Origin of the sequence: Streptomyces sp. 8L (assembly GCF_020176795.1) — a bacterium.
In the GTDB taxonomy this organism is placed as follows: domain Bacteria; phylum Actinomycetota; class Actinomycetes; order Streptomycetales; family Streptomycetaceae; genus Streptomyces.
Map to the genome: position 1 here is coordinate 1 of NZ_JAIUKE010000788.1, position 2,572 is coordinate 2,572.

Sequence of the window (2,572 nt, forward strand, 5' to 3'; positions counted from 1 at the left end):
GCCCCCGCCCCCGCCCCCGCCGGCCGTTACGTGTGTGCCGCGATGCTGCGTTCCGCGTCCGTGAGGATCTCCGTGACCCGTGCGCCGAAACGTACGTCCACGTCGTGCGGCCTGCCCGTCCGTACGGCTTCCAGAAGGCCGTCAATCGCCGATTCGAACGACTCCTGGGCCGTGCCGCGCCCCTCGGGCATCCGTTCCACTCCGTGCCGCCCGCTGAGTTCGACGGCGTTGTTGCCACCCGCCCGCGGGGCGCTCAGGCTGAGCGACACCGTGCTCGAGGCGCCCGGCGCGTGACGCAGCACCAGGTGGGTCAGGTCGGGCTCGGTGCGTACGGCGGTCACGTCCGTCACGTCACCGAGGATCGGCAGCAGCACCGACAGCGCGTGCGGGCCCACGTCCCACAGGCCGCCCTTCTCCCGGCGCCACGCGGACGCGGCGAACGGGCTGTCCGAACTCTCCGAGTACAGCGAGCCGAGCCAGTGCGCGTGCGCGGTGAACCAGTCGCCCGCGGCGGCCTGTTCGTCGATCCACCGCGAGGTGGCCGTCTCGAAGCGGGACGTGAAGAAGACGGCGGAGAAGACTCCGGCGCGCTCGGCCGCCTCGACGACCTCGCGGGCGCCCGCCACCGTGGTGGCGACCGGCTTGTCGAGGAGCAGGTGCCTGCCCGCGGCCGCAGCGCGTACCGCCAGCGGTGCCTGGATGTCCGGCGGGAGCGCGAAGGCCACGGCGTCGCTCGCGGCGATCAACGCGTCCACGCCGTCGTCACCCGAGTACGCGGTGGTGCCGAGGGTCTCGGCAAGAGAGCCTGCGGCGTCCGGACGGCGTCCCCAGACGCCGCTGAGCTCTATCCCGGGATGGGCGGCGAGCGCTGGGCCCTGGGTCATCCGGCCCCACGGCCCCGTGCCGAAAAGTCCGATGCGTGACTTACTCATGCCGCTCAGTCTGCCGTGTCCCGGCGGTCGTTGGTCGCGCGGCACCGCGTACCGGCGGTACGTCCGGCACCTGCCCGCGCGACGCCGGTACGGCGGTCACGAGCGGGGCGCCGCGAAGAAGTCCCGGAGACGGCCGGCGAATGGCCTGAAAAGCCCCCAAGCAGCCCCAGGCCCCCCCTGGAAGCCCCGGGGAAGCCCCGCGGAAGCCTCCGGACCGCCTCGGGGAAGCCCCGCGCGGAAGCCCCGGAAAACAGCGAGAAGCGGCCCGGAGCAGCACGGAGCAGCACGGGAGCTCTGGTAACACATGGTTCACAACCGGGCAACGGCTGGGAAATGCCGCATTGCGAGGCTGCGTGAAGAGCCGCAGTGCACCGTATGAGCGAACGCGTGTGCGTCATATCAGTCCGGGCGCAGGCACACACGGACACAGGTACGTATGCACGCATCACGCAGAATGAAGGATGAAGCCCGTGACGTTCAAGGCCGAGTACATCTGGGTCGACGGCACTCAGCCGACCGCGAAGCTCCGTTCCAAGACGAAGGTCATGCGGGACGGCGAGGAGCCGCCCGTGTGGGGGTTCGACGGTTCGAGTACGAGCCAGGCGGAGGGCCACGCCTCGGACCGCGTGCTGAAGCCGGTGTTCACCTGCCCCGACCCGATCCGGGGCGGCGGGGACCTCCTCGTCCTGTGTGAGGTCCTGGACATCGACATGGCACCCCACGAGTCCAACACGCGGGCGGCGCTCACGGAGGTGGCCGCGCGCTTCGCCGACCAGGAGCCGGTCTTCGGCATCGAGCAGGAGTACACGTTCTTCAAGGGCTCGCGCCCGCTCGGCTTCCCCGAAGGCGGCTTCCCCGCCGCGCAGGGCGGGTACTACTGCGGGGTCGGCGCGGACGAGATCTTCGGACGGGACATCGTCGAGGCGCACCTCGACAACTGCCTGAGGGCCGGGCTCGGCATCTCCGGCATCAATGCGGAAGTCATGCCCGGGCAGTGGGAGTTCCAGGTCGGCCCGCTGGCGCCGGAGGCGGTCGCGGACCAGATGTGGATCGCGCGCTGGCTGCTGTACCGCACGGCGGAGGACTTCGGGGTGTCTGCGACACTCGACCCGAAGCCGGTGAAGGGCGACTGGAACGGCGCCGGCGCGCACACGAACTTCTCGACCCGCGCGATGCGGGAGGGATACGAACCGATCATCACCGCGTGCGAGGCGCTGGGGGAGGGTTCGAAGCCGCTCGACCACGTGAAGTTCTACGGCGCCGGCATCGATGAACGGCTCACCGGGCTGCACGAGACGGCACCCTGGAACGAGTACAGCTACGGAGTCTCGGACCGGGGCGCGTCCGTCCGCATTCCGTGGCAGGTCGAACGGGACGGCAAGGGCTACATCGAGGACCGGCGTCCGAACGCGAACGTCGACCCGTACGTGGTGACGCGCCTGATCGTGGACACGTGCTGCGCCGCTCTGGAGAAGGCGGGGCAGGTCTGACCCCGCGGGCTCCGGCCGGGCCGGGGCCCGGCGCCCCCGGCAGCGCCCGGTCCGTCTCGGACCGACGCCGTCCGCCCGGTTCCTGACCACGGTCGGCACCGGCGCGGACATCACCAAGACGCGGCGCGAGCCGTGGGGGCCGTGGGGGCC

At 71.3% G+C, this 2,572-nt stretch carries 2 protein-coding genes; one reads left to right on the top strand and one right to left on the bottom strand.

Translation table 11 applies throughout. The features are described from left to right. Window positions 1–26 precede the first annotated feature (26 nt). Entirely contained in the window at window positions 27–932 is a 906-nt protein-coding gene (locus tag LCE31_RS38735) for a Gfo/Idh/MocA family protein (protein ID WP_225022909.1), read from the bottom strand. Window positions 933–1,402: 470 nt separating this feature from the next. On the opposite strand from LCE31_RS38735, the gene glnII reads away from it, so the two are divergent. Then, the gene (gene glnII / locus LCE31_RS38740) at window positions 1,403–2,422 is read left to right on the top strand and encodes a glutamine synthetase (RefSeq protein ID WP_225022910.1); all 1,020 of its coding nucleotides are present in this window, start codon (window positions 1,403–1,405) and stop codon (window positions 2,420–2,422) included. The last annotated feature ends 150 nt before the right edge of the window (window positions 2,423–2,572 follow it).